Origin of the sequence: Mesorhizobium sp. B1-1-6, from assembly GCF_006443035.1 — a bacterium.
Taxonomy (GTDB): Bacteria; Pseudomonadota; Alphaproteobacteria; order Rhizobiales; family Rhizobiaceae; genus Mesorhizobium.
On the sequence record NZ_VFWR01000005.1, the window covers coordinates 94,096 to 120,408 of the forward strand.

At 61.4% G+C, this 26,313-nt stretch carries 18 protein-coding genes and 1 pseudogene; 16 read left to right on the forward strand and 3 right to left on the reverse strand.

What is annotated here, in order from left to right:
• The 12 genes from tssF to FJ979_RS11930 all read left to right on the forward strand — a co-directional run bounded on the left by tssF (position 1) and on the right by FJ979_RS11930 (position 15,595).
• Positions 1-1,875, forward strand: coding sequence for a type VI secretion system baseplate subunit TssF (gene tssF, locus FJ979_RS11875; RefSeq protein ID WP_140560454.1), 1,875 nt, complete (start codon positions 1-3; stop codon positions 1,873-1,875).
• On the forward strand, positions 1,839-2,906 hold the full coding sequence (gene tssG, locus FJ979_RS11880; protein ID WP_140557374.1) for a type VI secretion system baseplate subunit TssG: 1,068 nt from the start codon (positions 1,839-1,841) through the stop codon (positions 2,904-2,906). The genes tssF and tssG overlap by 37 nt, the downstream gene beginning before the upstream one ends.
• Positions 2,903-4,375, forward strand: coding sequence for a type VI secretion system-associated FHA domain protein TagH (gene tagH / locus FJ979_RS11885; RefSeq protein ID WP_140515106.1), 1,473 nt, complete (start codon positions 2,903-2,905; stop codon positions 4,373-4,375). The genes tssG and tagH (FJ979_RS11885) overlap by 4 nt, the downstream gene beginning before the upstream one ends.
• A gap of 3 nt (positions 4,376-4,378) precedes the next feature.
• Complete coding sequence (gene tssJ / locus FJ979_RS11890; protein ID WP_140498291.1) at positions 4,379-4,831, forward strand: type VI secretion system lipoprotein TssJ; 453 nt, start codon at positions 4,379-4,381, stop codon at positions 4,829-4,831.
• Between the two features lie 38 nt (positions 4,832-4,869).
• The gene (gene tssK, locus FJ979_RS11895) at positions 4,870-6,204 is read left to right on the forward strand and encodes a type VI secretion system baseplate subunit TssK (protein ID WP_140581097.1); all 1,335 of its coding nucleotides are present in this window, start codon (positions 4,870-4,872) and stop codon (positions 6,202-6,204) included.
• Positions 6,205-6,208: 4 nt separating this feature from the next.
• A complete protein-coding gene (icmH, locus tag FJ979_RS11900; RefSeq protein WP_140581100.1) occupies positions 6,209-7,531 on the forward strand; it encodes a type IVB secretion system protein IcmH/DotU in 1,323 nt (440 codons plus the stop codon).
• Position 7,532: 1 nt separating this feature from the next.
• A complete protein-coding gene (gene tssM / locus FJ979_RS11905) occupies positions 7,533-11,069 on the forward strand; it encodes a type VI secretion system membrane subunit TssM (protein WP_140581103.1) in 3,537 nt (1,178 codons plus the stop codon).
• Positions 11,066-11,593: a type VI secretion system-associated protein TagF gene (gene tagF, locus FJ979_RS11910; protein ID WP_140581105.1), complete on the forward strand. Its 528-nt coding sequence runs from the start codon at positions 11,066-11,068 to the stop codon at positions 11,591-11,593. Before tssM (FJ979_RS11905) ends, tagF begins: the two co-directional genes overlap by 4 nt.
• Before the next feature lie 66 nt (positions 11,594-11,659).
• Positions 11,660-12,718 (forward strand): DUF2169 domain-containing protein, encoded by a 1,059-nt coding sequence (locus tag FJ979_RS11915; protein ID WP_140581108.1) that lies wholly within the window; start codon positions 11,660-11,662, stop codon positions 12,716-12,718.
• A complete protein-coding gene (locus FJ979_RS11920; protein WP_224684529.1) occupies positions 12,715-13,773 on the forward strand; it encodes a beta-ketoacyl synthase N-terminal-like domain-containing protein in 1,059 nt (352 codons plus the stop codon). Before FJ979_RS11915 ends, FJ979_RS11920 begins: the two co-directional genes overlap by 4 nt.
• Positions 13,773-14,699, forward strand: a complete 927-nt coding sequence (locus tag FJ979_RS32960; RefSeq protein ID WP_224684531.1) for a DUF4150 domain-containing protein — start codon at positions 13,773-13,775, stop codon at positions 14,697-14,699. Before FJ979_RS11920 ends, FJ979_RS32960 begins: the two co-directional genes overlap by 1 nt.
• The gene (locus tag FJ979_RS11930) at positions 14,696-15,595 is read left to right on the forward strand and encodes a type VI immunity family protein (RefSeq protein WP_181168591.1); all 900 of its coding nucleotides are present in this window, start codon (positions 14,696-14,698) and stop codon (positions 15,593-15,595) included. The genes FJ979_RS32960 and FJ979_RS11930 overlap by 4 nt, the downstream gene beginning before the upstream one ends.
• On the opposite strand, the gene FJ979_RS11935 is transcribed toward FJ979_RS11930, so the two are convergent.
• The 3 genes from FJ979_RS11935 to tssI are packed head-to-tail and all read right to left on the reverse strand — an operon-like array spanning position 15,596 to position 19,456.
• Positions 15,596-16,663: a HEAT repeat domain-containing protein gene (locus FJ979_RS11935; protein WP_246679301.1), complete on the reverse strand. Its 1,068-nt coding sequence runs from the start codon at positions 16,661-16,663 to the stop codon at positions 15,596-15,598. It abuts the gene before it with no gap.
• A gap of 26 nt (positions 16,664-16,689) precedes the next feature.
• A complete protein-coding gene (locus FJ979_RS11940; RefSeq protein WP_140581114.1) occupies positions 16,690-17,118 on the reverse strand; it encodes a DUF6484 domain-containing protein in 429 nt (142 codons plus the stop codon).
• Between the two features lie 10 nt (positions 17,119-17,128).
• Positions 17,129-19,456 (reverse strand): type VI secretion system tip protein TssI/VgrG, encoded by a 2,328-nt coding sequence (gene tssI, locus FJ979_RS11945; protein ID WP_140581117.1) that lies wholly within the window; start codon positions 19,454-19,456, stop codon positions 17,129-17,131.
• A gap of 275 nt (positions 19,457-19,731) precedes the next feature.
• On the opposite strand from tssI, the pseudogene FJ979_RS33440 reads away from it, so the two are divergent.
• From FJ979_RS33440 to tssM (FJ979_RS11960), 4 genes and pseudogenes are all read left to right on the forward strand, one after another.
• Positions 19,732-20,001, forward strand: a pseudogene (locus FJ979_RS33440) (FHA domain-containing protein); the annotation flags it as partial.
• Positions 20,002-20,781, forward strand: coding sequence for a type VI secretion system-associated FHA domain protein TagH (tagH, locus tag FJ979_RS11950; protein ID WP_318013162.1), 780 nt, complete (start codon positions 20,002-20,004; stop codon positions 20,779-20,781).
• A 465-nt stretch (positions 20,782-21,246) separates the two neighbouring features.
• On the forward strand, positions 21,247-22,611 hold the full coding sequence (gene tssL / locus FJ979_RS11955; protein WP_348640085.1) for a type VI secretion system protein TssL, long form: 1,365 nt from the start codon (positions 21,247-21,249) through the stop codon (positions 22,609-22,611).
• A gap of 22 nt (positions 22,612-22,633) precedes the next feature.
• Positions 22,634-26,188, forward strand: a complete 3,555-nt coding sequence (tssM, locus tag FJ979_RS11960; protein WP_140581120.1) for a type VI secretion system membrane subunit TssM — start codon at positions 22,634-22,636, stop codon at positions 26,186-26,188.
• The last annotated feature ends 125 nt before the right edge of the window (positions 26,189-26,313 follow it).

Sequence of the window (26,313 nt, forward strand, 5' to 3'; positions counted from 1 at the left end):
ATGGATCGGGTCTTCGTCGAATATTACGAGGAGGAGTTGACCCACATCCGCGGCCTTGCGGCCGAATTTGCCGATATGCATCCAGCGGTCGCGCGCAACCTTTCCCTCGACACGGTCCCCTGTCCGGACCCCTATGTTGAGCGGCTGCTGGATGGCGTGGCTTTCCTCGCGGCGCGCACCCGGCTAAAGGTCGACGCCGAGCGTTCGCGATTTTCGCGCAGTGTGCTCGACGTTCTTTATCCCGATCTGGTCACCCCGGCGCCGGCAACGGCGATGGTGGTGCTCAAACCAGGCCAGCAGGTCCAGACCATGCTCGACGGCCACGTCGTCAGGCGCAACACCCGGCTGGTTTCCAGCCTGCGGCCCGGCCTTTCGACGCGCTGCACTTTCTCGACCGCGCAAGAGACGACCCTGTGGCCGATAGCAATCACTTCGGTCAGCTATTTTCAGGACCGCAGCGCGTTGGCGGCGGCCGGGATGGCCACGGTCGGCGGTGTGCGCGGCGAGGCGGCGCTCCGCATCACGCTGGCCCCGACCGGAAAAGGCAAGCTCCACGAATTGACGCTCGACCGGCTCGATATTTATTTTGCCGGGCGAACCAAGGCGCCGCTGCTATTCGACGCGATCTTCGGCACTTGCTCAACCGTTGGCGCACGCGCTGAGGGCAAGAGCAACCCGTTGTCGCCCTTGCCAGCGCCCGAAATGGTTGGCATCAGCGACGACGAAGCCTTGATGCCGCGTACCCGCCCGACATTCGAAGGATATCGCCTCCTGCGAGAATACTTCATAATGCCCGAGCGCTTCCACTATGTGCGGGTTTCGGGGCTACAGCCTGTCGTGCGTCGATGCGACGGAGGGCTTGAGATCGTCTTCCAATTCAGGCGTCCGGTGCCAGAGTTGGCCGATCTGACATCGGCCGACTTCGAACTTTTCGCAACGCCGATCATCAATCTTTTCGAACGTGAGTGCAACGTCGTCGAGATCGATGCGCGTAAGACACGCCAGGTTTTGCATGCAGACCGCACGAGGGCGCGCGACTTTGAAATCTATCGGATCATTCGTGTTGAGGACGCCGACACCGAAGGCAACGACGCCGAAATTCCGGAACTGTTCAGCCTGGGGCAGAACAGCGGCAGTGGGTGGGTCTACTCAACCGAGCGGCGCCCTCGGCGCGCGACCGAAGACGAACGGCGCGACGGTCTAACGCGCACGTCATACACCGGCGACGACGTTTTCCTGGCCGTATCGCGACCGCTCGCAAGCCCGGCGTACCGACCTCTGAAGCGTCTCGACGTCGTAGCACTGTGCACCAATCGTGACCTGCCGATCCTCGATGACAATCCCACATTGACGCTTGAGGCCGGCGACCCGGTCGAAATCGTCAGGCTCCTTGGAGCCCTGCGTCCACCGCAGCCGGCGATCCCCGCAGCACTGCCCACAGGGGCCGAGGGTGAATCGCGCGCCGACGATCTCGCCTGGCGGCTGGTGGCACAGCTCATGCTCAACTTCCTCAGCCTTGCCAAGGAGGGCCGCGGCGTCGACCCGTTGCATGCGCTTCTCGATATCTATGCCGACCGAGGCGATCCCAGCCTGGCTCGCAATGTACATTCGATCGCCCGCATCGACTCGCGGCCCGTCGTGGAGCGGCTTCAGATCGAGGGGCCGATGTGCTTCGGACGCGGCACCGAGGTGACGTTGCATGTCGATGAATCCATCCTGGCTGGCCAAAGCACTTTGCTGCTTTCGGCTTTGCTGGCGCGGCTGTTCGCCCGATATGCCGGAATAAACGGTTTCGTGCGGACCCGCACGCGGCTGCTGCAGAAGCAGGAGGATGTGCCATGGCCGATGACGCCCGGCAATCGCTCCCTGATCTAGACAAGCCCAGCCCAAACCCCGCTGAAGGTCTGTCCGAAGGGTTCGACTTTTTCGAATTGCTGCGCCGTCTCGAACAGCAAAATGCCGTGTTCGGCCATTCCGGCCGTCCCGACCGTGAGCCGGCAAGGCTTGGCCAGCATGTGCGCCTCGCCTTCTCGGCCAGGGACCTGGTCCATTTCCGCGAAGCCGACAACGGCAAGCCGGCCCGGGTCACGATTGCAAATCTGGGTCTCTTGGGCCCCGAGGGTCCAATGCCGCTGCATCTGACGCGCTGGGTGCTCGACCGGCTGTCGCAGCGGTGGTTCGCCGGGGCCAACGCACAGCTGACCAGCGACACTACTTTCGTCGATTTCGTCAACATTCTGCAGCACCGCATGATCGCCCTTTACTATCGGGCGTGGGCGGATGCGAATCCGGCCGTTCAGGTTGAACGCGCGGTCGGTGGCCGGGTTCGCGCCATGCTTGCGGCCATGGCCGGTATCGGACTTCCCGGCACCCGAAACATCGATCTCGACATGGTGAAGCTTCGCCAGGCGGCTTCGCTCGCCAGCCAGGTCGAGGGCCCGGAACGACTGACACTGTTCCTGGCGGAAGCCTTCAAGGTGCCGGTAAAGATCAAGGAATTCGTCGCTGCCTGGACAATCATACCAGCAGGCCTCCAGACCCGCCTCGCAAAATCCTTTGCTGTGCTCGGTCGGGGGGCGACGATCGGCCCACGCGTTTTCACCCGCCAAAGCAGGATCGAACTGCGGGTCGGCCCTTTGAAGTATGATGATTTCAAGACATTCCTGCCGGGCAGCCAGCGGCTCAAACTGTTCCAGCACGCGGTTCGCGACATGGTCGGAGAATCTCTCGATGTCGATCTGCGTATCGTGCTTGCGCGTGAAGCAGTGCCGCCGCCCCGTATTGGAGCGGTGCAGCTCGGCCGAACCGCCTGGCTTGCGCGACCCGCTGAAAGGGGAGATGCTGATGATATGCGGCTGCGCACAATCGTCGGATGGCGGCCGGAAATGGCGGGGGGCGCGGCATGAGTCTGCTGCTAACGCTAGAGCAAGGGCCACGCACCCAGGCGGTGCGGCAAACTCGCCTGGACGAAGGTGAGCTGGTGATCGGCCGCAGCGCCGATGCAGGCTGGCAGATCGATGATCCCGACATGTTCGTTTCACGCGCTCACTGCAAAATCTCTGGCGGGCGAGATGGATATTTCGTCACCGACACATCGAGCAGCGGTTTGTTCATAAACGATTCCGATAGCCCGCTTGGTCCAGGCAAGTCCGCACGCCTTCAAAGCGGCATGCGGCTCAGGCTGGGCGATTACGTCGTCTGTGTCGACCTGCAGATCGCGGCCGCTCAAGCGCCCGCAGTCATCCAGCCGGTACCAGAACGTCTGCCAGCGGCATCGCGGGCGCCGGTAAGCATCGGCCGCGATGACTTCTTTTCCGCCAAGGTCGAAGAAGCGCCGCAACGGCCTCGACCTGCTGATCTGCCGAACCCATTCGAGCAGCCGATCCCAGGGGCGTTCGAGCGCGCGTCCTCCGGCCAGCGCAACTCGCCTGCTTTCGACGACCCGTTCAGCCTCGATCCGGTTTCAACGCCGGTGTCGAAAAACGCCGCCGTTTATGTCGAGCAGGGCGGGGTGGGCAGCCGGGCGGATCCATTCAGCCTCGACCGGCCCCCCCCTCCCAGCCACGGAGCTGAATCCGCAGCGGGAAAGCTGTCCGACTTCAACGATGATTTTGGTTTCGGACCGGTCTCCTCGCCCAGTTCGACAAATAACTCGGCCTCGACCGGCCAGCGCGAGCGCATTGCCCAACGGCCACCATCCGCCAATCCCTGGGATATTCCCGCGCAACCGGCCGATGTCCTGCCTCCAGCGCGCATGGGTGCTGCTTCCAAACCTGCCCGCCCGCCGGCAAGCGCGCAGCCCGCCGAGATGGCGCTCCGCGCCGCCTTCTTGCGCGGCATGGGCGTCGAGGAAGCCGATTTCCCCGGGCGCGACAGCATCGTGGAAATGGAGAAGTTCGGCCGCGAATACCGGCTGATGATGGAAGGGCTGATGCAGCTTCTGCGCAAGCGGGCCGAGGAGAAAGGAAATGCTCGCGTCGCCCAGACAATGGTCGGTGCCTCCGAAGTCAATCCGCTCAAATTTCTGCCGTCGGTCGACGACGCCATCGTGACGCTGATCGCCGAGCGCAGCCCCGGATTTCTCGCCGGGGAGGCGGCCATCGCCGATGCAGTTCGCGATCTCGCGCAACATCACGTGCGCGCTTGGCGAGGCATACAGGCCGCTTTGCGACGGATGATCGATCGTTTCGATCCCGCAGCGATCGAGGACGAGCTGAAATCGAATTCGGCGATCGGCACCCTGCTTTCGGGCGGGCGCGGCGCCAAGCTGTGGGAGCTCTATCAAAAACGCCATCGCGAAATCGCCGAAAGCGCGGAAAAAAGCTTCCTTGGCGAAATCGGCACTGATTTTCGAGATGCATATGAGGAGGAGTAAGCCATGATCGACCGACGTGAATTGATGATTGCCCTGGGCGCGACCGGGCTGGTTGCAGCGTGCCAGAGCGGTCCGCCAAAGCCGTCGGTGATCACCGTCAACGTGACCGGCGGGGCCGGCATGAATCCGGGGCCAGGTGGCGGCGACCGGCCGGTGACGGTTCTCGTGATGCGGTTAAAAAGCACCGGCAAATTCAATTCCGCCGACTATTTTGCGCTGCAGGGGGATGCCGGCAGCGCACTCGCAGGAGATCTTATCGGTTCCGACCAGATCGCCGTCGGGCCCGGAAAATCCGCATCCAAGACCATCACTGTCGAGCCGGACGCGACGGCTCTGGGCTTCGTTGCACTGATCCGCGAACCTGGCGGCAGGAACTGGCGGACAACCAAGTCGGTGTCGCCGGGATCAAAGTTCACCATCAATGTCACGTTGGGCAGCGGCGGCATCTCCGCCTAGCAGCCAAGGTAAGGGAGCTCAATGCAGAGAGTAGCGGCATGAGCGATGCAAACAGGGTGCTATGGTCCGAAGGACTTTTCCTGCGAACCCAGCATTTCCAGCAGCAGGATCGTTTCTTCGAGGCGACGGTGCGCGGCGCGTTGCAGGCCGGACAACTGCATACGTTCGGCTTTCGACAGCTGACGCTGGACCAGGCATTGCTGGAATCCGGCCAGGTCGCGATCCTGTCGGCCCGGGGCATCTTCCCGGATGGGACACCTTTTTCCATTCCGGATTGGATGGACGCGCCGCGACCGCTGCCGGTCACCCCCGAGACGGGCGCAGGGCCGGTGCTGGTCGCCTTGCCGCTGGAGCCTCCCGGTGGTGTCGGCTTCGATCCGGCACACGCCGTCGCCTCTGGAGCGCGATATCACGGGCGGATCGTTTCGGTGCGCGACGCTGTCCAGGGCGGTTCGGATCCTGAAGAAATAGAAATCGCCCGTCCGCAGGCGCTGCTGCTTGCACCTGGCAAGTCGGTTGGTGGCTACACCGCCTTGCCGATAGCCGACCTCAACGGAGTTCGAGCCGATGGCGGCGTCTCTCTGGACGAGACCTTCCTGCCACCGGCACTGGTTACCGGCGCGGTGGCCTGGTATCGGCAATTGCTTCTGGAAGTTGTCACCGGCCTCGACCAGATCGCCGAGGCGCATGGCAAGATGGTCATGGGCGGGCCTGGGCGCAGCGTCGAAGATCTGTTGATGCTCAATCTCGCCAATGCGGCGCGTCCGCGTCTGGCTCACATGCTGGCGCAGGATGTCTTCCATCCGGCCGAGCTTTACCTGGAACTTGCCGGGCTCGCCGGTTCGATGGCAACTTACGGATCGAGCGCGCGGCGGCTGGGCGAGTTGCCCGCTTACGATCACATGGCGCCCGGCCCTGCCTATTCGGCGCTGGCGGACGCGCTGCGCTCGCTCATTCTCAGCCTTCGTTACATCGAGCCGAAATCGCGTGCGCTGCCTGTCATGCGGCACTCGACCAATGTCTGGAAAATTCGCATCGACAACCCAAAGCTGCTGGTGGCCAGCCGCATCGTCATCCGGGTCGGCTCGGAGCTGTCGGAGGATGCCCTGCGCAAGATCTTCGTCAATCAGGCGACCGTCGGCTCGGCCGACGAGTTCGAGGGCCTGTGGAAATCGCGCTTGCCCGGCATTCCGCTAAAACCGCTTCATTCCCAGCCACGCGAAATCCCTTACGACGGCGATCGACTGTGCCTCGAATTGGATCAGAAAAGCGAACACTGGGCCTCGCTGCTCGACGCACCAGGCTTCGTCATCGGTGTTTCGGGCGTGTTGCCAAGCGAGCCGCAGGTGGACTGCTATTCGGTGAACAGGTGAGATCATGAGCCGCGATGATCCTTTCGGACTGTCGGAGGATCGCGAACGCACTCGCATACGATTGAGCGGCGCGCCGATGCCAAGGCCCATGGCGCCACTTTCGCCGGGCGCACTGGTAAAACGCTCTCGCACCCACCCGAACGCGCTTGTCAACGCCTTTGCGCCCTTGCTCGAGTTCGCCCCCGAGCTCGAAAGCGCAATGCCGCCAGACAATCCGGAAGTCTTGCGCACCCGTTTGCTCGAAGAACTGGTTCGGGCACGCGACACGGCTATGTCGACGGGGTCCTCGATGGAGCGAGCCGACCAGGCAGCCTGGGTGGTGGCTGCGTTGCTCGACGATCTGGCCCTGAACACGCCTTGGGGCGGGGCCAGCGCCTGGCCGCGGCAGCCGCTCGTCGTCATGCTGCGCGGCGATGTCGATGCCGGCACGCAATTCTTCACGCGACTCGACGAACTGGAACGACATCCTAACCGGGACCGAGAATTGCTTGAACTGCAGTACCATTGCCTGGCGCTCGGCTTCCGTGGCAAATATCGCGTGCCCGGCCGCTCAGGCGACCGCTCGCTCAATGCGGTTCGCGTGGCGGCGGCCCGCTTCCTGCGCAATGCCGACGCCGAAGGCGCGCCTTTAGCGCCAAACTGGAAAGGTGTCATCGCCTCCGACCAGCCGCAGCGCTTCATCGTGCCGATCTGGGTCATGGCGCTCGGTGCTGCGGTTGCAGCCGCGGCGATCCATATCGGGCTGTCAATGGGACTGAGCAGCCAGGCGGTCGAGCTTTCCGCACTTGTTCGTGCCCTGCCACCGCCTGCCCGCGGCGACATCACCCGCGCGTCGCCCAAAGTCGACGCCCCGCCACCGCAAAAAGTGGATTTTGCGCTGTTGCCGGAATTCCAGGCGGGGGCGCCGGCCGAGCTCAAATCTGCTCTCAGCGGCACCGAGAGTGTTTCACTGGCCAAGCTGATCATCCAGGCCTCCAACCCCGAACTATTCCAGTCATCGCGGCCACAACTGACCGATGATTTCGAACCCTTGATCGGTTCGATCGCCAAGGTGATCCTCGCCAATCAGGAGCTGATCGGAAACATCACGGTGGTCGGCCATACTGACAGCGTTCCTTTGCAAAAGACCAACCCGCTGTCGACCAACCAGCGCCTATCCGAGGCTCGCGCCCGGACGATTGCCGACATGCTGGTTCAAAACGGAGTGCCGCAGGATCGCGTCCATTCGGAGGGCCGGGCAGCCACCGATCCTGTGGCCAGCGACAGCACGCGCGAGGGGCGAGCCTTGAATCGCCGCGTCGAGGTGCTCGTCGAAAAGAGGCTGTGAGATGTTCATCCTGCGCTTCCTCTGGGCGGTCCTGACATCGCGCTGGCTGTGGACGCTGATCGGCCTGACGCTGCTATCCCTGGTTATCTGGATCTTCGGTCCGATCGTCAGGGTCGGTCCCTACGAGCCCTTCGCCTCCGAAAATGTGCGCATCGTCATCATCGCGCTGCTGGTCATCTTCTGGCTGGTCTGGCTGATCGTTGCCCAGCGTCGGGCGATCCGCGCCAACCGGATGTTCGTGGCCGAGATTGCCGCGCCAGCGGTGGAAAAGCCGCTCAGCCCAGGCGAGGAGAACGTCGCCGCCGTGGGCGCCAAGTTTGCCGAGGTGATGACCGAACTGAGGCGCCGCAAGCTGGGCGGGCGCAAGTTCCTGCGCGAGATGCCATGGTACGTCATCGTCGGGCCGCCGGCGACCGGCAAGACCACCGCCTTGCGGCAGTCCGGACTGAATTTTCCGATCGATCTCACCGACGACTTGCAGGGGGTCGGTGGCACGCGCAACTGCGACTGGTTCTTTTCCGAAAACGCGGTTCTGATCGACACTGCCGGCCGCTATGTCCAGCAGGAGAGCCAGCCGGATGTCGACGCGGCCGAATGGCTCGGTTTCCTCGACCTCTTGAAGAAACATCGCGGCCGCCGTGCGCTGAACGGCGTGATCGTCGCGCTTTCGATCGACGTCCTTTCGGAGGGCGACGAGGCCATCAAGGCGCACGGGCGCAAGATCCGCCGCCGGTTGGCCGAGCTCAACGACCGCCTTGAAATCCGCCTGCCGGTCTATCTGATGCTGACCAAGGCCGACCTGATCAAGGGCTTCGAGCCCTTCTTCGGCGGTCTGTCCACCGCCTCGCGCGAACAGGTGTGGGGGACGACCTTCGCGCTGGATGTGCGCGTCGATGGCAAGACCATCGAACGAGAAATCGCGACGCTGGCGACCGAACTCGAGCGGCGCTTGGTGACGCGCCTGGAGGACGAGGACAAACTCGCCGCCCGTGCCGAAATCTTCAGGTTTCCCGCCCAACTGGCAAGCTTGTCTGAACCGATACAGGTGCTGGTCGAAGCCATGTTCGGCGAAAGCCGGTATGAGGAGGCTGCCTGGCTGCGCGGCCTCTACCTGACATCGGCGACGCAGGAAGGGGCGCCTATCGACCGGCTGACCGCCGCGCTGTCTTCCTCCTTCGGTCTTCCGCCGCGGCGCGCCCTGCCCGCATCTCGGGTCGAGAAACGCAGCTTCTTCCTGAAGAACCTTCTCACTGAAGTCATCTTCAAGGAAGCAGGCCTCGGTACATTCGACCCGCTGGCGCAACGCCGCCGCGCCTGGATGTGGCGGGGTGCGGCCGCAGCATGCACGGCGGCGACGTTGCTGGCCGGCGGGCTGTTCACCTGGTCCTATTTTGACAACCGCCATGCGATCTCGGCGCAGGCAGGCCAGTTCGAAGCGCTGCAAACGCCGCTGACCTCCGCTGCCGCAACCCCGGCATCGGTGGAGCGGCCTGCCATGGACGGCGCGCTCGAGGCGATGGACGCGGTCGCAAATGCCCGGACAGCACCGCCGGGCGCTGCCCACGATCTGCTTGGCCCATCGGCCTCGGCGGAACTGGTCAGGGCACAGGCCGACACTTATGACCACGCCCTCCGCAACGTGCTCGAGCCCCGGATGGTGGCCCTGCTCGAGGCGACGATGTGGCGCCAGATCCGCGATCCCGACTTCATGCTCGGTGCGCTCAAGACCTATCGCATGATGACGGGCCTGTCGCAGATGGATCCAGACTACGCCCAGAACTGGTGGGTGAACAGTCTGCCCGAATTCGCGGCCGTGGCGCCATTTCCGACAGCCGACGCCGAAGAGCATCAGCTTGCCGCGATCCGCCGGATGACGGTCGACGAAAGCTATGTCGCGCCGGACCAGGCCCTGGTTGCCGAAGCTCTGAAAACGGTCTGCACGATTTCGTTGCCGGCGCGTGGCTACAAGCAGTTGTTGGCCGATCCGGCAGTGGCCGAGCTGAAGGAGTGGATACCGGCCAATTTCGCCGGCCCAAACGGCGGCAAGGTGTTTGCACGGCGTTCGGGCAAGACATTACGCGTCGGCATTTCGGGCGCTTTCACCTATTCCGGCTTTCACGACGTCATTCTCGACCGCATCGACGATGTCGCCGCCCAGGCGGCGCTCGATCGTGCGGTTTTCGCCGGCGGTTGCTCGGAAAATTCCGAGACATCCGTCTCGGCGCTGTCCGAGGATATTCTGAAGCTCTACTACGACGACTACATCGCGCAATGGGACAGCTTCCTGCGCGACATGAGGCTTGCATCATTGACCGATCTCAATGTCGCCGGCGAAAATCTGAAAGATCTCTCGAGTGCTGATTCAGCGCTGAAGCGGCTGCTTACGGCGGTCGTCCAGGAGACAGAACTGACCCGTTCCGACGAAGCGCCTGCCGACGACAAGGCGGCAGCCAAGGGCGCTTCGAAACTGCTCGGCAAGCTGGGTAAGCTTGGCAAGCTGGCGACATCGGGTGCGAAACTACTTCCCCGCGCCGGATCCGCCAGTGAGGTGGACCTGACCGGCAATCTGGTGGCCGAACATTTCAAACCGCTGAAGAGCACCATCGCAGAGGTCGACGGCCAGCCACCGGCGCTGGATGCTGCCGTTGTCGCACTGACCGCGCTTTCGAACGTCCTGCAAACGGTCACCGCGAACCCCAATCCACAGGATGCCATCAAGAAACAGGGAGGCCTTGCCGAACTGACGGGCGCGGTGGCAAGGCAGGCCCAGATCCTGCCCGATCCCATCAACAGCTGGTTGGGCGGGATAGCCGGCGACACCAGCAATTTGACTCAGAAGGCGGTCACTTCGGAACTCAACGCCATCTGGCGGGCCGACATACTGCCTTTCTGCCAGGCGGCGCTGAACAATCGCTATCCCTTCAGCGAAGCCAGTGCGGTCGACGTCAACGTGCGCGATTTCGCCCGCCTGTTCGGGCCCGCCGGGCTGATCGACGGTTTCATCAACGACCACCTGATCAATTATGTCGACACGACCGGCGAGCCTTGGAAGTGGCGCGCCGATTTCGGCCTCGACCCTTCGGCGCTGGCGGCGTTCGAGCAGGCCAGGCACATCCGCGACGATCTTTTCCCCGGGGGTGCCGGACCGGTGATGAGCTTCACGCTCGAACCGAAGGATCTGTCTCCCAACCTCACGCGCGTCACGCTCAATCTCGATGGCCAGAGCCTCGTCTACTACAACAACGCAACGCGGCCGCAACCGATGACCTGGCCCGGCAAGGACGGCACCGGGGTCATTTCGCTCGCCTTCCAGCCGATCGACGGATCGCCCGAAATCATGCTCAACGAGACCGGCAGCTGGGCGTGGCTGAGGATGTTGCGCAGCGGCCGATTCACCGGAACCTCGCTTTCGGATGTCTACAGTCTGCGCCTGGGCACGAAAGGCATGTACGCCGATTTCGAGCTCAAGGCCGCCAGCGTCGAAAACCCCTACAATCTGGAAATGTTCAAGAAGTTCACATGTCCACCGCAGATATGAACGCGCCCGGCTTCTACGGCAAGATCCCGGCGACGGGGGATTTCGTCACCCGGCGGCTGCCGGGCGATTTTGTGCGCGTCTGGGACCGCTGGCTGGCGCAGCATTTCGTGCCGCTGATCGGTTCGGAATTTTGGCCAAGCACAACCGCGCTGCGCTTCCTGGCCGGCCCGGCTTCCTTCGGTGCGTCGGCAGGCATTATCGTGCAGAGTGCCGACAGGGTTGGCAGACAATTCCCTTTGACCATCGTGGCGCGGCTTTCTGAAGCGCCCGTTCAGCTGGCCGATGCGGAGGCGTGGTTTTCCAGCATCGAAGACGCGGCCATCGCCGGCCAACACGGCGAGCTGACACCCGAAGAACTGGATGCCGCGCTGGGCACCCTGCTGGTACCGCCTGTCGAGCCAAGCGAAGAGGTCATAAGCGGCATGGTGGTGTGGACCGCCCGTTCGGATATTTTCGACATCGATCCGCAATCGCCGCAAGCGACGCTGGAAAAGATCTTTGCGGCCAGTTGGGAGACCATCTGATGCAGATGTTGCCAAGACAGTTGAAGCCCCGTGGTTTCACCATCGCGTAAGGATGCGTGGTTTCAAATGTGGATACTATCCAACCAGACGCCATTCGCTGCCCAGGAAAGCTGGACGCGTGACGAGCGCGGACATGAGGTCTGGCTGATCGCGATCAAGGCGTCGTTCGAGATCGATCCCGACGGCAAACAGCGGCTCCTGAAGGATCAGACGCCGGTGAATCTGGCGCCCATTCACGGCGCGGATCCGAACGAGCTTCTCGACGAGACGGACCTCAATCTTGAAAAAAGGCATACCGACGTATTGGTCAAGGGCCATGTCTATTCACCCGGCGGCAGTCCCAACATTGAGAGTGCAGCGCGCATAAAAGTCGGAGACGTCGACAAGACCATCAAGGTGGTCGGCGACCGCGTGTTTGTGCCTGGCCCGGTGTCGGTCCGGATGAGCCGGGCGGAACCATTCAAGAAAATTCCGATCAGCTGGCGCCGCACCTACGGCGGTACGGATGTGGAAGCATCGACGCCGAACTGGGACCAGCGAAACCCAGTCGGCACGGGCTTTGCAGTCGACCCACAGCGGCTGATTGGCAAAACCGCGCCCAACTTTGAGTATCCCGATGCGCCCTATCGCGACCACAGAAGCGGCAAGCCGGCCAGCTTCGGGCCGGTGGCGCGGCACTGGCAGCCGCGCATGAAGTATGCCGGCACTTATGGCGCCGAATGGGAGAAAACGCGCGACCCGCTTTTGCCCCGCGATTTTAGCCGCAAGTATTACCAATGCGCTCCGGAGGATCAACAAACCAGCACGCCGCTGATCGGCTACGAGGACGTCAGGCTGGGCAACTTCACTGAAGACGGCTTCTGGCAATTCCTTCTTCCGCGCATCACCTTCGACATGACCACCGAGTTCTACAACCGTCCGGATCGCCAAAACGGTGAAACCAGTATCCACACCCTTCGCATCAAGCCTGATCTCAGACAGTTCTCGATTACGTGGATGTCGGTGCTGCCGGTGCCTTTCGACGAGGAACGCCTGAAACGCACGAACCTTGGCATCCGCGGGCGTACCGGCATTTCGCCAACGATCGCGGCGACGGGCGTATGGCTGGCGGAAGAAGAATCATGATGGCCAAAAGAGAGACGATCGTCGTTGTCGGGACAGGCGCGCGCACGCCGCTGGGCTTCGATGCCGCCTCAAGTGCGGCGGCGATCCGTGCTGGCATCTCCGCCATTCAGGACCACCCTTATATGATCGACCGTTTCGGCGAGCGGATGAAGGTCGCCCGCGATACGGGCATCGATATGAGCCTTGCCGGCCCGGAGCGTGCGGTGGAAATCGCATTGTCGCCGGCATTGGACGCGTTGCAGTCCTTAGCTGTCGCGCGGCAGGCAGCCAAGGTTTCGCTCATCCTCTCGACCGGTGAGTCCCGACCGGGACAGAAGGAGGGGTTCGCCGCACAGGTCAGCGCCAAGTTGCGCAGCCGACTGGCTGAGCATATCGTCCTCGAAGCTGGTGGGTCGACCGCGGGCGGTCACGCCGGGGGACTGCTTGCGATTTACCATGCCTGCAAAACATTGCGAGACGGAAAAGCCGAATTCTGCCTGGCAGGAGGGGTCGATACCTATCTTGAGCCGGAAACCCTGGAATGGCTGGATGAAAACGAGCAACTCCATTCGGAGGGCAATATCTATGGTTTCTGCCCCGGAGAGGCGGCGGGATTCTGTCTGCTGACGACGTTGACCATAGCGCGGACGTTTGGGCTGCAAGCTCTCCTTGAGGTCGTGGGTGCCTCCGTAGCCAGCGAAGAAAACAGGATAAAGACCGAGACGGTTGTGCTCGGTGAAGGCTTGGGGGCGGCCTTCCGCTTCCTGTTTGAGGATGCGCCGATCGATCCGGTGGGTCGAATCATTTGCGACATGAACGGCGAACGCTATCGCGGCAACGAATACGGATTTGCCGTCATCCGCAACCCGGGCCGCTTCAAGGATGCCGCGGATTTCGAGACGCCAGCCGACTGTTGGGGCGATGTCGGTGCAGCGTCGGGCCCGCTGTTCGTGAGCTTAATCACCGAGGCCGAAGCGCGAAACTACCAGCGCACGCCGCTGTCGCTGATCTGGGCAGGGTCCGAAAACGGCACCCGTGCGGCTGTACTGCTGGGCGGCCCCAGGAGCGCCGCCTGATGCCCAGCCACATCACGGTCAACGGCCTCGGGCTGACCTATAAAGGCACTATCGGTCTCTCGATCGCGACGATCCCGGATGTCTGCAAGACGCCCAGCCCAGGGGGACCGATCCCCCTGCCCTATCCGAACATCGCCACGCAGAGCACACTGAAGGATGGCACGACGACCGTGCTTGCCAAAGGCGGCAAGATGATCGCCATCAAAGGCTCGCAATACGGAATGAGTTCCGGTGATGAGCCAGGCACCGTCGGCGGCGTAAAGTCCAACGTCTTCAAGAAGGCGACGGACTGGATCACGTATTCGTTCGACGTGAAGATGGACGGCAAGAATGCCTGCCGACATACTGACAAGAAATTCCACAACGACAAGAACACGGTGAATCTGGCAGGCGATGTCGATCCAGTCGTCGCAGCGCTTCCTAATTTCGAGAAGGCGCTTTGTAAGATGGTGAAAGACTGCACCGCACAAGTTGACAAGGGAAATCCGGATCCCCTGACCAAAAACTGGTGCAATACCAAAGGTTCTGGAAGGTTTCCGTCCAAAGCCGCCGAACGTGGAGACGCAGTTGACAAATGCGTCGAGAAAAAAATTGATAAAGGGAAAGCAACGTCGACTACTGAACTATCAAAACAGGTGAAAACGCAGCAGAAATTGCCTGTCCCAGGGCTTGGTGGAGAATGCATACCTGATGTTATCGTAGGAACGGCTCCCAACTGCGTTGCGGCTTATGACATCAAGACCAGCTGTCCGAACCTACCTCCCGACGCGCCCGCACCGAGATGGCCGGTCTATGGCGATGGCTCAAACTATACACGATACGCAGCAAATCGATCCTGGCATGGTCGCACCCAGCAAGAAGTCGCTGGCCGCGCCTGCGGCGCTCACCCGAAGATGATCCATCCCAACAGCGAAACTTGCAAATGATCGATCAAAATCCTTCGTCCCGCCTTGACTATGTCATCAGCCGAACTTCCATTCGGATGATTTTCTACGTGAGTGCGAGCCACCAGGAAATCAAGTTTGCCATAGAGGCCGCAATAAGATCGTACGTTCAACTCGTTTCTTTGTCCTCGTTTGGCTATTACTTCAATGTAGAGGGAGATCCAGAGCCAGTAAACAGGACCTCGTTCGAAGCTTTTTTGGACTTGTGGTTCCACGGCAGTCTGGGAGACTACCCGAACGCTACCATGATCCTTCAGGGGCACGACCCAGACTATCCGGGGTATGGAATAGAGTATTGGGGAAGAGAATTGATGCAGGATTCGGGCGAGGTCAGTTTCCTTTGTTTCTGGCTGCCCTTCTCTACCTTCGGACAGAAGCCGGAAGCTTTTGTCTCTTTCTTCAAGGACGCCGTCAATCGTTTACCGGTTTCGTCCGCCTATATGTCGCCCGCCTTCGTGAGTGGGACGCAGAGGGAAAAGCAGGCAGTCGCAAACCGATTTCGTGGGATCGACATTGCCAACCCCGAGGTTGTCGCGATCGAATTGGCCCATGACTCTCCGGGCGTATATTGGCTTAATTACCTAAGCTTTGAGAGCCATTTGGGCGAACTGAATTTTGACGCGGTTCCCTCCGATGGCACCGCGCCTTTGTCCGTGTCGGAAGGACCTCGACATGGCATCTATTTTCAAATTGGTGACGCTCCATCCCTAATTGACCAAAACGCGCGTGATCCGTATTCCATCTACTCTTTCGTAGCGTCGAAGCTTGATAGCTTGGGCATCCTACATTCTCCCGAAAAGGTGGTGTACTTCATGGATGGCCAGGGCGCTGGAGACCCCGAACTCCAGCGAGCGTGGCATCGAAGATTCCTCACCTGATCAAGGGGAGGAACCGGATACCAATTTCAAGGCAACTCCCCATGCCTTCACCTTGTCCGCGAATGGCACCTTTGCGACCTCCTCCCCGAAATGATCCTCGAATGCCGGGCTGACCTGGCTTGGCTCGGTGGTAAACAGGTCTGCCTCCCTCGCTTCCGGAAACAGTTCCAGCAGCGCGCTGCCGGCAGCAACCGCAAGCGCCGGATTGCGCATCTGATGGATCAGCCAGTGCAGGATCGTGCGGTCGCCCAACATCCCCGCCCCGCGCACCGCCAATTGCGCGGTTTCAGGCGACTTGAGCAATCCGCCCATCCAGGCGCGGACATCCTTGTCGGGCTCAGCTTTGACCACCGCGCGCAAGGCTACCATTGCGTCAGGGCCGTTGCTGGCCGCAACCTTTCGCAATTCGGAACTGGCTAGGTCGCCCGAGCCGAGTTCAGCCAGCGACCAGGCAGCCCAGAACCGCGAGCGCACTTCGGCATCGTTCAAGCCTGCAGCCAATTCATTGGCAAGGTCTGCACGCTTCAGTTTCCCGGCGAGGCGCAAACCGGTGGCGCGAACGCGCGCATCCGGATCGCGCACGAGCCGCGCCAGCATCTGCTTGGGGTCGACGCAGTGCCCAAGGCAGGCCGATACGCCGAGAAATCGCTTGAACGCATCCGGCGCCCCGATCCAATCCCGTACCAGCGGTGCGATGGTTACAGGCTTGTGCCATGCCAGAGCGCCGACCAATCCGCGAGCGCCGTCCTGGCTTTGACGGCCGAACTCGACCGCGTCGGCCACGCGGCGGCCGTCGTTCTGCTCGATCGCCATCCATCCATAGAGGAACAATTCGCCCTTTTCTGGGAAGTCCTCATACGCCGCCACTACAAACGGCCAAGCGGCCGGTCCAGCGATACGCAGACCATCCAGGTTGGCTTCCAAGCGCCGGTCGACGCCGGCGACCACATGAAGATCCGGCGGATCATCCTCCATAAGCGTGTCGCGCTGCGCCCAGAAGAACGCGGCCTGCTCGGCGTGCTGTCTGACGACATCCGGTACTATTTGCCGCTCCGGCGCGCCTTCCAATTTCGGCTTTCCCGTTGCCGCCAACATCAGTTGAGATCGATCGATCCGCCGCGAATGCGGTTGGCGGCGCTCGCCTGGCTGGTGACGTAGGTGCCGCGAATGGTGATGCGACCATCTTTTTCCATGAGGATCGTCGCCTTGCCGCAACGCAATTCGATGCGCTCCTCGCCGATGATGCGAATGCGCTCGCCGTCGCGCACGACCTGCGGTGCGGCGGTTTTGCGCGCCGGCTCGACGATGCGGCCGACGATCAGCGGTTTGATGGGATCGCCCTCCTGAAAGAGCAAAGCCACCTCTGAGCCGACCATATCGGATGTCAGTTCGGTCAGGCTGCGCGCAGGCAAAGCCGTCTCTTCGGGGTTGCCGGGGAATACCACCAGCGGCGACGCGGCATCATCGAAACCGAGAAAGATGCCGATCACCACACCGTCAATGCGTTCGCGAACGTCGCTCATCGCTGCACCCTCAATTCTCGCTGATCTTCGAGCCCTTCATGGTGATATCGCTCGATGCTTTGATGCTGATCTTGCCCGACGCCTTGACCGAAATGTCCTTGCCCTCAATGCCGATCGTGCCGTCTTTCTTCATCATGATCTTTGCCGATCCAGTCTGGATCAGGATCTCGTCGCCTGCGTCTATCACCAGCTTCTTGCCGATTTTGATCGTGCCATTGCCGGTGACCGAAATGGCACTGTCTTTGCCGACGGAAAGCGAATGCGCGCCGGCCACGGATGTGGAATCGTCCTTGCCCACCGAAGCGGTGCGTCCGCCGCCGACCGTCGAGCCTTGATCCTTCGCGATACTCTCGGTATGGCCGCCGCCTATGGACACGCTCTGGTCGGAGGCGATCTGCCAGCTGTCGCTCGCTCCTATGCTGTGGTCCTGCGCTGCCCCAACTGTCACAGACCTTGACGCGCCGATGGTGTTCGTCTGGACGGCGCCAACGCTGCGGGTCTCGGCTGCGCCGACAGTGTCAATACGCGCCGCCTTCACCGTAATCGTCTGTACAATCCCCACCGTCTGAGAATGATTGGCGTCGATGTTCTCCGTCGAGTTCGACACGACATGAATGGTCTCGTTGGCCATGACTGTCAGCGAGCGGTTGGCGCCCACTGTCTCGGTGTCGTTCGAGCCGATGTTGGTGGTCTGGTCGACGCCGATCTTGACCGTCTTGTTGTTGCCGACGTCCTCGTCGAGGTTGTGGCCGACGGAGTGTTTGGCGTCGTGGTCAATGCGGTCGGACTGATCGTGCTGGACCAGCTTTGTGCGGTCATGCTTGATCAGAAGGTTGTGATCCTTCTGCGCCTGGAAATTGACCAGTTCGGAGCCGGCCTTATCCTCGAACATCAGTTCGTTGTAGCCGCTACCGCCTTTGGAAGAATCCGACTTCCAGCCCGATTGTGTGGCGTTGCCAGGCAGGCCGTAGGGCGGCATCTGCGAGGCATTGTAGACCCGGCCGGTGATAATCGGCAGGTCCGGGTCGCCTTCGATGAAGTCGACGATGACCTCCTGGCCGATGCGCGGTATCTGGATGAACCCCCAGCCACTGCCGGCCCAACTCTGCGACACCCGTACGAAACAGGAACTGTTCTGGTCCTTCTTGCCGACGCGGTCCCAATGAAACTGGACCTTCACCCGCGCATATTTATCGGTGAATATCTCCTCGCCGGATGGACCGACCACCGTCGCCGTCTGCGGGCCGCGCATGATCGGTCGTGGCGTGGTCCGCGGCGGGCGATAGGGCAAGGCTGTCGGCGCCACACCGAGGACCACTTTGAAACTCTCGCTTTCGACGTCGGCCTGGGCTCTATAGCCGGGGTCAAACAGCCTGTATTCGGCGCTGACCACCAGATATTCCTGGTTCTGGTCTTCGCGCGGAAAACCGTCCAGCTTGAACGTGCAGCCGGAATACAAGCCCCGCACGGTGCCGGCCGCGGCGATGCGCTGGTGCAAGGCCTGGATCTCCTCGCGCCGGATCGAAGCCAGGCTGTCGCCCCGGCTTACTTCGAGATGCGCGCCCGGCTGGCGGTAGTTCTCACCCGCGGACAATTTGTGACTGAACGGCTGGGCCGACTTGGCCATAAGGTCGGCGCCCGGCTTCTTGAAATCATAATCGGTGTGGGCATAGGCGCCTGGGCGCACCGAGCTGCCCGGTATCCATTCGGTGATGTATTCGACGTCGCGCCGGGAGCCCTGACCTTCAAAGTTATAGAGCACTTTCTCGTAGCCCGGCGCAGGCTTCAGCTTGCTCATCGCGTCAGCCAGGACAAGCGTATGCTTGCCGTCATCGTGCTCGAAGAAATAGAAGATACCTTCGTGCTCCAGCAGCCGCTGCACAAAGTCCAGATCGGTCTCGTCGTATTGCACGCAATATTCACGCGCCGGATAGGACCCTTGCAGGCGTAGATCGAATTCGGAGATGCCGTATTTCTTGAAGACATCCTTGACGATGTCAACGACGCTCTTGTTCTGGAAAATATAGCAATCTGTGGTGTTGCCGAGAAACCAGAGCCACGGCCTCATGACGGCCTCGTAGTAGGCTAGCCGGTCCTCCATGCGGGTGAGCCGAAACTCCGACACGATTCCACTGAGCCAGCGCTTTGGATCGGATTCACCTTCGATCGAGACAGGCCCGCCCAGCATCTTCAACGGGTCGATATCGGAGTCTGTGCTCACGAACCCGACCGTGTAGGCAAAGCAACGGCTGATCTCATCGCGTCCGACAAGATGCGTGAAGGTCAGCAAGTCGGAGCCAACCGGTGTGCGGACAACGGTGGCACGTTCATTCGGCATGGGTCGAGCCCCCTCCTGGACGCGGCCGCCAATGTGATGGATTTGAAGTTCCCGCTATATCAACGGTGTCATTAGCGGTGTTACGTTCAGGAACTTTCCAAATCCGCCACGCCAGGCCATGCTTAGCCTACCACATGTTTTCCCGCTGACCAAAGAGGACGGGCGGGCGACAGAATCTTACCCCTCGACTCGTCGGCTTGAAACGCCGCTGTCCTGTTTTGCCTGCAAGCTGCTAGAATGTTGGAGTATCGATCAACGATCGACGGCGATCTTGGATGTACATCAGTCTGCGGATCAACAATGTCGACGCCCTGCTCGCTGGCACCTCGACCAGCTACGTGGCGCGTGATAGCGGCTTCGAAATCGGGCGCGATGCTTGTGACTGGACCTTGCCCGACCCCGACAAATTCATCTCGGGTCGGCACTGCGAGGTTCGATACGAGGCGGGCGCGTTCTGGCTGTACGACATCTCGCGCAACGGGACCTTCATCAATGGATCGAGCCAGCGCATGAGTGGCCCGCATCGGCTGGTCGATGGCGACCGGATGCTGATCGGCCGCTATGTCGTCTTGGTATCGGTCGAAGAAGAGCGCGCCACGGCAGACCACCCCAGCCGCGATTCGACACAGCGGGAAACGCCGGTCGCGACAGGCCGGCCGCTGGAGTTCGGAGATGGGCCTTTCTTCGAGCCCGCGCAGCAACGGTCGGCACAGCGCATTTCCGCGCCGACATTCCCGTCGCCCGCCCTGCCCTCAACCAGGGACGAGGTGCTGCGGGAGATCGCGATCGCAGCCGGCATTTCGCCGGAATTGCTTCAATCGCGCGACCCCCATGAAGTTGCCGCCGAAATCGGCGCGGTCTTGCGGGACGTGGTCGAGGAGCTGACCCTGCTGCTGAAAGCACGCGCGGCCGCGAAAATGTTGGCCAAAAGCACACAGCGAACGATGATCAGCGCCGCCGACAACAATCCGATGAAGTTCGTTCCAGGAACCGACGACATCCTGGAAATCATGTTCGCCCGGCGCAGGACCGGCTATCTTGATGCCAGGCGCAGCATCGAAGATGCGTTCCGCGATCTCAAGACTCACGAGTTTGCCACTTATGCCGCGATGCAAACCGCGCTCTCCCGGCTGCTTGACGACCTGTCGCCCGAGGCGATCGGCAGGAAACTCCCGCCTACCTCGTTTACGAGGAAGAAGAGCCAAGCCTGGGACGTCTATGTCGCGACATGGCGGACCATGGAGGAGGCACATGAAAACGGCATGCTTGATATATTCCTGGCCTATTTCAGCGAGGCCTACGCCAAGGCCGGCAAGCAGAAATAGGAGACCCCAGGAAGGCACGGCCCCGGGAAACGTATGGCACATGGCCAAAAATGCATGGCACGGCAGTCGGCGAAGAAAAGTCTCGCTGACGCCGGCGGCCGGTTCCAATCGACGATTTCTGAGATTACGATCGCATAAGACAGTTCGCCAAGCGGGTAAGACTCATTAAGCTGGGGGTCTGCGGCAAATGTCATGCCACGGCGGGATAGCATCTTCTAGCCACTGCCACGGCCGGCAGCGGCTGTTTTTCCTTTACCCGACTGGAAACCGTTCTGCGCCCATCTCACCCCATCGCCGGCGCCCCGCCTGCACGGACGATCTGCGATGAGTTCGGAGGACGACCCCTTCGGCCCGGCGGGCAAGACGGTCATTCGCGCAAATCCGCGGAGCAAGCAAAAATCGACGCTAATTCCCGAGCTGCCCGTCGCGGACCGAGGCCAGTCCTCTCCAATCAAGGATTCGACGGTGTTCGATCCAGGCGGCGGGCGGTCGCCAGGCTGGGCATCCGGAACCGTGATTTATCAAGGTGGCCCCGGCGATGTTGGGGCGCCGGCAGGCTCTGCTGGAACTGCGCCGGCGACAGGGATCGAGCAGGAAAGCCTATTCAACGCCGGGAGCGGCATCAAATACGCCGCGGCAAACCCCATTCTCGCCGCGGCGGCACCTTTGCTGATGCTGCTCGGACAGTTCAGGCTCTTGCCCGTTGAAAGACAGGCGGCGCCATTGGCGCAACATGTCACCGAGGCGATTGAGAAATTCGACCGGATAGTTGAGAAGTCAGGGGTTGCCGAAGAGGATGCCCGGATCGCGAAATTCGCCCTCTGCGAAACCGCCGACGATCTCATCGGTAACCTGCCCTGGCCCAGGAATGACGCCTGGGCGCCACACGGGATGCTGCGGCAATTCTTTCACCTCGAGCCCACCGGCACCGGCTTCTACGAAGCGCTGAACAAGATCCTGGCCAGTCCCGAAAAACACTACGATCTGCTCGAACTGATGCATGCCTGCCTGTCGCTGGGTTTCGAAGGCCAGTATCGAGGCGTGACGCGACAAGACAACAATCTCGAACGCGTTCGTCGCGACGTCTACGAGACGCTTCGCTATTTCAGGCCGCGTTCCAGTGGAGACATCTCGCCGCATTGGCAGGGCGTAGCGGCGACGATGGCGCAGTCCTCCGCCCGCCTGCCGCTTTGGGTCGTCGCGGCAGCGGCGACCGCGTTGCTGACAGCGGCGTTCTTCGCATTGCGGGTCTTCATAACCAATGAAGGCGAGGCGGTCGCGGGTGAATTGCTGGCGCTCGACCCATCAACACCAGTCGTCATAGAACGCGCCAGCGTGGCGCCGTTGGCTGAGCCGGCGAAAGTCACCCCACCAGCGGCCACCGCGCAGATTGATCGTATTCGTGCGGCATTGGCCAAGGATCTCGAAGGCGGCGGGCTGACCATCGGCACCAAGGGCGACTTCATCGTCGTGGAGATCAACAATCTCCTGCTGTTCCAGTCCGGCAGGGCCGAGGCGAGGCCGGAATTCCAGCCCATTGCCACCGACATCGCCGCGGCTCTGGAACACGAGCCTGGACCAATCCGGATCGTCGGCCACACGGACAATGTGAAGCCACGAAAGTCGAGCGCGTTCAAATCCAATTTCGACCTTTCCGTCGCCCGGGCGAAGGCAGTCGAAGTGTTGATGGCAGTGAAATTCAGCGATCCCTCGCGACTGACGGTCGAGGGTAAAGGCGAGGACGAGCCAATCGCCGACAATGCGACACTGGATGGCCGCGCCAAGAACCGCCGTGTCGATGTGATGATCCCCCGGGAGGAAACACTGTGAGCACGGCCCGCTGGAACCACCCATGACGCGTTGGCTGTTGCGGATATTCAGCGTGATCGCGCTGGTCGGCTTCGCCGCGGCAGTGTGGTTTGCGGGGCCATTGATCCGCTTCACCGAGATCCGGCCGCTCGGACCTGGGTGGCTGCGCGCGACGATCATTGGTGTGATCCTCGCGCTGCTGGCGCTTTTTTACGCGCTGCGTTTCTGGAAAGCGAGGAAGGCGCAAAAAGCGCTCGAAGCCGTCGTTGCGCACAATGACGACCGCGATGACGATTCTCGGGTGCTCGAAGCGCGGATGAACGAGGCCGTGGCGGCGCTCAAACGGTCGAGCGGCAAGCGCAACTTTCTCTATGAGATCCCCTGGTACGTTGTCATGGGCCCGCCGGGTGCCGGCAAGACAACGGCTCTGGTCAATTCAGGCCTGAATTTTCCGCTTGCCGGTTCGGGGGACGCCCAACCGGTGGCCGGTGTTGGCGGAACACGTGCCTGCGACTGGTGGTTTACCGATCAGGCCGTGCTGATCGACACCGCAGGTCGTTATACGACGCAGGACTCCAATCCCGAGATTGACAAGAAGAGCTGGCTCGCATTCCTGTCACTGCTCAAGAGGTACCGCACCAGACAACCGATAAACGGCGTCATCCTGGCCATCAGCCTTGCCGATGTGATGAGCTTCGATGATCAGCAGCTTGATGCCCACATCGTCGAGATACGCAGCCGCCTGAGAGAAATTCACGAGACGCTGAAGATCCAGTTTCCCGTCTATCTGCTTTTCACCAAGGCCGATCTGGTTTCAGGGTTCACGGATTATTTCGGCGGTTTCGACGAGGCGCGCAGACGCAAGGTATGGGGCACGACATTCCAGACGGCGGAGCGCGATAGGAACATGGCCGCCGCGGCTCCTGCCGAACTCGATGGGCTGGCGGAACGACTGGCGGACGAGATGGCCGACCGCCTCCAGGAAGAGGCTGATCCGGTCACGCGCATCTCCATCTTCGGCTTTCCGGCTCAGTTCGGCGCGCTGAGGGGGCGCATAACCAGTTTTGTCGCCGGTCTATTCGACCCGTCCCGCAGCCAGGTGAACGCCAGCCTGCGTGGACTCTATTTTTCGTCAGGCACGCAAGAGGGAACGCCCATCGATCAGGTGCTGGGCGCAATCGGCCGCAATTTCGGGGGCAATTCCCGCCCGCATCTTTCCGGAACCGGCAAAAGCTTCTTTTTGCATGATCTGCTGACGGACGTCATTTTTGCCGAATCCGGATGGGTTTCGTATGACAAATCAGCTGCGAGGCGGGCGGCGGTGGCCAGATTTGGCGGCCTCGGTACGATAGCGCTGATCGCTGCTGCCGCACTCGGTACGCTCGCTCTGAGCTTCGCGGCCAACCGCTCGCTGATCGCGTCCGCAACGGTTGCCATGGGCCAGTATCGCGCGACGGCGGAAACGCTGCTCAAGGCAGCCACGGTTACCGATGTCGACCTTGAAAACGTCATCGGCCCGCTCGACCAGTTGCGCGACCTGCCGGCCGGATTCGAAGCCGCTGAGCTAGCGACACCGATCGGGGAGACGTTCGGCCTCAGTCAGCGGGAAAGACTTCTTTCCGCGTCCCGGACCGCTTATCGGAAAGGCCTGGAACGCATGTTGCGCTCGCGCCTGCTGATCCAGGCCGAGCGAACGATCCAAGCCAAGATGGGCGATCCCGCCGCACTCTACGTGCCGTTGAAAATCTACCTGATGCTTGGTGGCAAGGCGCCGAAGGTCGATGACGCGCTGATCGTTTCCTGGATGAAGCAAGATTGGGAAAAGAACCGATACCCGGGCGAAAACAACCGCGAGGGACGAGCGCACCTCGAAAAGCACCTGCGCGCCATGCTCGCCTTGGACGACGCCTATGACCCCGTTTTCGAACTGAACCAGCCACTTGTTGAAGCCGCACAACGCTCTCTCGAACGCATGAGCCTTGCCGATCGAGCGACCGCTTTGATCAAGTCGGCGATCTACGCGGCGGCGCTGGAGGACTTTTCCATTTCCAAGCAAGGTGGTCCCGAAGCGCAACTGCTGTTCGAACGTATCGATGGCAGCGATCTGGCGGACCTTCGTGTTCCCGGTCTCTACACCAATGCCGGCTTCAACAGGTTCTACCTTGCCCAACTCTCGCGCGTTGCGCAGATGCTCGTTGACGAGCAGTGGGTTCTCGGTGGTGGCGGAGAGCAAGGCGACATCGATCAGCAATTGCTCAGGCTCGGCCCGGAACTTCTCGATCGCTACGGCAAGGCGTTCGCCGCGGCGTGGAACAGCGTTCTCGACCAGTTGAAATTCAAGGCGATGCTGACAGACAAGCCGCACTATACCGCGCTTTCAGCCGCTGCCTCCCCCAATTCGCCGATAAAGCGGCTGTTTTCGGCGATCGCCAACGAGACGGCGCTGACACGGGACCCAGGTGACGGTCCTGGCGCCGAGACAGAATCCGCGGCTCAAAACCAGCAACGCAGCGCCGCAGAATTAGCCAAGGGCTTAGCCCGTATCGGCATACACATAGCCAACGGCAAATCGCAAATCCGCGCCGGCGCACAGCCCGCTGACGTACAGAACTTGAATCCGGGCGCGAACATTGAAGCGCGATTCAAATCATTCCAGGTCCTGGTGAACGGGCCCACCGGACATCGCCCGATCGACGCACTAACCCAGAACTTCAGCGACATCTATCAAAGCCTGCGACTGGCCACCGAAGTTCCTTCGCAGGTGGAGCGGCTCAACGGTAATCTGCAGCTACAGATTGCCACCCTTCGCGCCAATGTCTCGCGTCTGCCCAAGCAACTCGGCCGGATGGTCAACACGACGGCAGATGAGTTCGAAGGTAACGTCGCCGAAACCTCGGTGACAAACTTGAACCAGATACTCGACCAGACGGTCACAGCCCCCTGCGAGGCAGCGATCAACGGCCGTTACCCCTTCGACGGGAGCAGCACCGAGGATGTCGTCATGACCGATTTCGCGAAGCTGTTCGCCCCAGGCGGACTGATGGACCGGTTCTTTGCACAAAATCTGGCCTCGCTGATCGACATGACCGGCCAGGACTGGCGTTGGAAACAGGATACGCGCTTTGGACGCAACTTGTCGAAATCGACCTTGAAGGACTTCCAGTTGGCTGCGGAAATCCGCATTGCCTTTTTTCCATCGGGCGCTTCAGTACCCTCCGTTAGCGTCACCTTTACACCCTTCTCGCTGCATGGCGATGCCGACATGGCCGTACTTGATATCGATGGCCAGACCGTTCAGAGCAACCAGACCGGAAATGGGCCGAGCACGGTGACTTGGCCGACCGGTACGGCTACCCCATCCGCGAGCCTCAGCCTGACGCCAGAAATGCCGGGGCGCCAGTCCGCCATCACGTTCGAAGGGCCGTGGGCCTTGACGCGGCTTCTGAGCAAGGCGGCTATCACGGGCAACGAGGGCAGCATGCAGGCCCGCTTCGTGATCGGCGGGCGCGACGTCACCTACACGATCCAGACAGGGTCCGGCACCAACCCCTTCCTGCTCCCGGCCCTTTCCGGGTTCACCTGTCCCAAGGCGTTCTGAGATTGAGATGATCCTGGGCAGTAAGCCGCAGAAGCGCAAAACCAGGCACACACATATTTTAGTTTTCGATACTCTAATGTTTGAGCCTGTGGCAAAGTGGCACGAACGCGCCCGAAGGTGCGCCG

Excerpts from the sequence above, each read along its gene's own strand:
- tssF (WP_140560454.1), top strand. The coding sequence starts at position 1 with ATGGATCGGGTCTTCGTCGAATATTACGAGGAGGAGTTGACCCACATC.
- FJ979_RS11920 (WP_224684529.1), top strand. The coding sequence starts at position 12,715 with ATGATGGCCAAAAGAGAGACGATCGTCGTTGTCGGGACAGGCGCGCGC.
- FJ979_RS11930 (WP_181168591.1), top strand. The coding sequence starts at position 14,696 with ATGATCGATCAAAATCCTTCGTCCCGCCTTGACTATGTCATCAGCCGA.
- tagH (WP_140515106.1), top strand. The coding sequence starts at position 2,903 with ATGAGTCTGCTGCTAACGCTAGAGCAAGGGCCACGCACCCAGGCGGTG.
- tssI (WP_140581117.1), bottom strand. The coding sequence starts at position 19,456 with ATGCCGAATGAACGTGCCACCGTTGTCCGCACACCGGTTGGCTCCGAC.
- tssM (WP_140581120.1), top strand. The coding sequence starts at position 22,634 with ATGACGCGTTGGCTGTTGCGGATATTCAGCGTGATCGCGCTGGTCGGC.
- FJ979_RS32960 (WP_224684531.1), top strand. The coding sequence starts at position 13,773 with ATGCCCAGCCACATCACGGTCAACGGCCTCGGGCTGACCTATAAAGGC.
- tssG (WP_140557374.1), top strand. The coding sequence starts at position 1,839 with ATGGCCGATGACGCCCGGCAATCGCTCCCTGATCTAGACAAGCCCAGC.
- icmH (WP_140581100.1), top strand. The coding sequence starts at position 6,209 with ATGAGCCGCGATGATCCTTTCGGACTGTCGGAGGATCGCGAACGCACT.
- FJ979_RS11915 (WP_140581108.1), top strand. The coding sequence starts at position 11,660 with ATGTGGATACTATCCAACCAGACGCCATTCGCTGCCCAGGAAAGCTGG.
- tssM (WP_140581103.1), top strand. The coding sequence starts at position 7,533 with ATGTTCATCCTGCGCTTCCTCTGGGCGGTCCTGACATCGCGCTGGCTG.
- tagH (WP_318013162.1), top strand. The coding sequence starts at position 20,002 with ATGCTGATCGGCCGCTATGTCGTCTTGGTATCGGTCGAAGAAGAGCGC.
- tssK (WP_140581097.1), top strand. The coding sequence starts at position 4,870 with ATGAGCGATGCAAACAGGGTGCTATGGTCCGAAGGACTTTTCCTGCGA.
- FJ979_RS11940 (WP_140581114.1), bottom strand. The coding sequence starts at position 17,118 with ATGAGCGACGTTCGCGAACGCATTGACGGTGTGGTGATCGGCATCTTT.
- tagF (WP_140581105.1), top strand. The coding sequence starts at position 11,066 with ATGAACGCGCCCGGCTTCTACGGCAAGATCCCGGCGACGGGGGATTTC.
- tssJ (WP_140498291.1), top strand. The coding sequence starts at position 4,379 with ATGATCGACCGACGTGAATTGATGATTGCCCTGGGCGCGACCGGGCTG.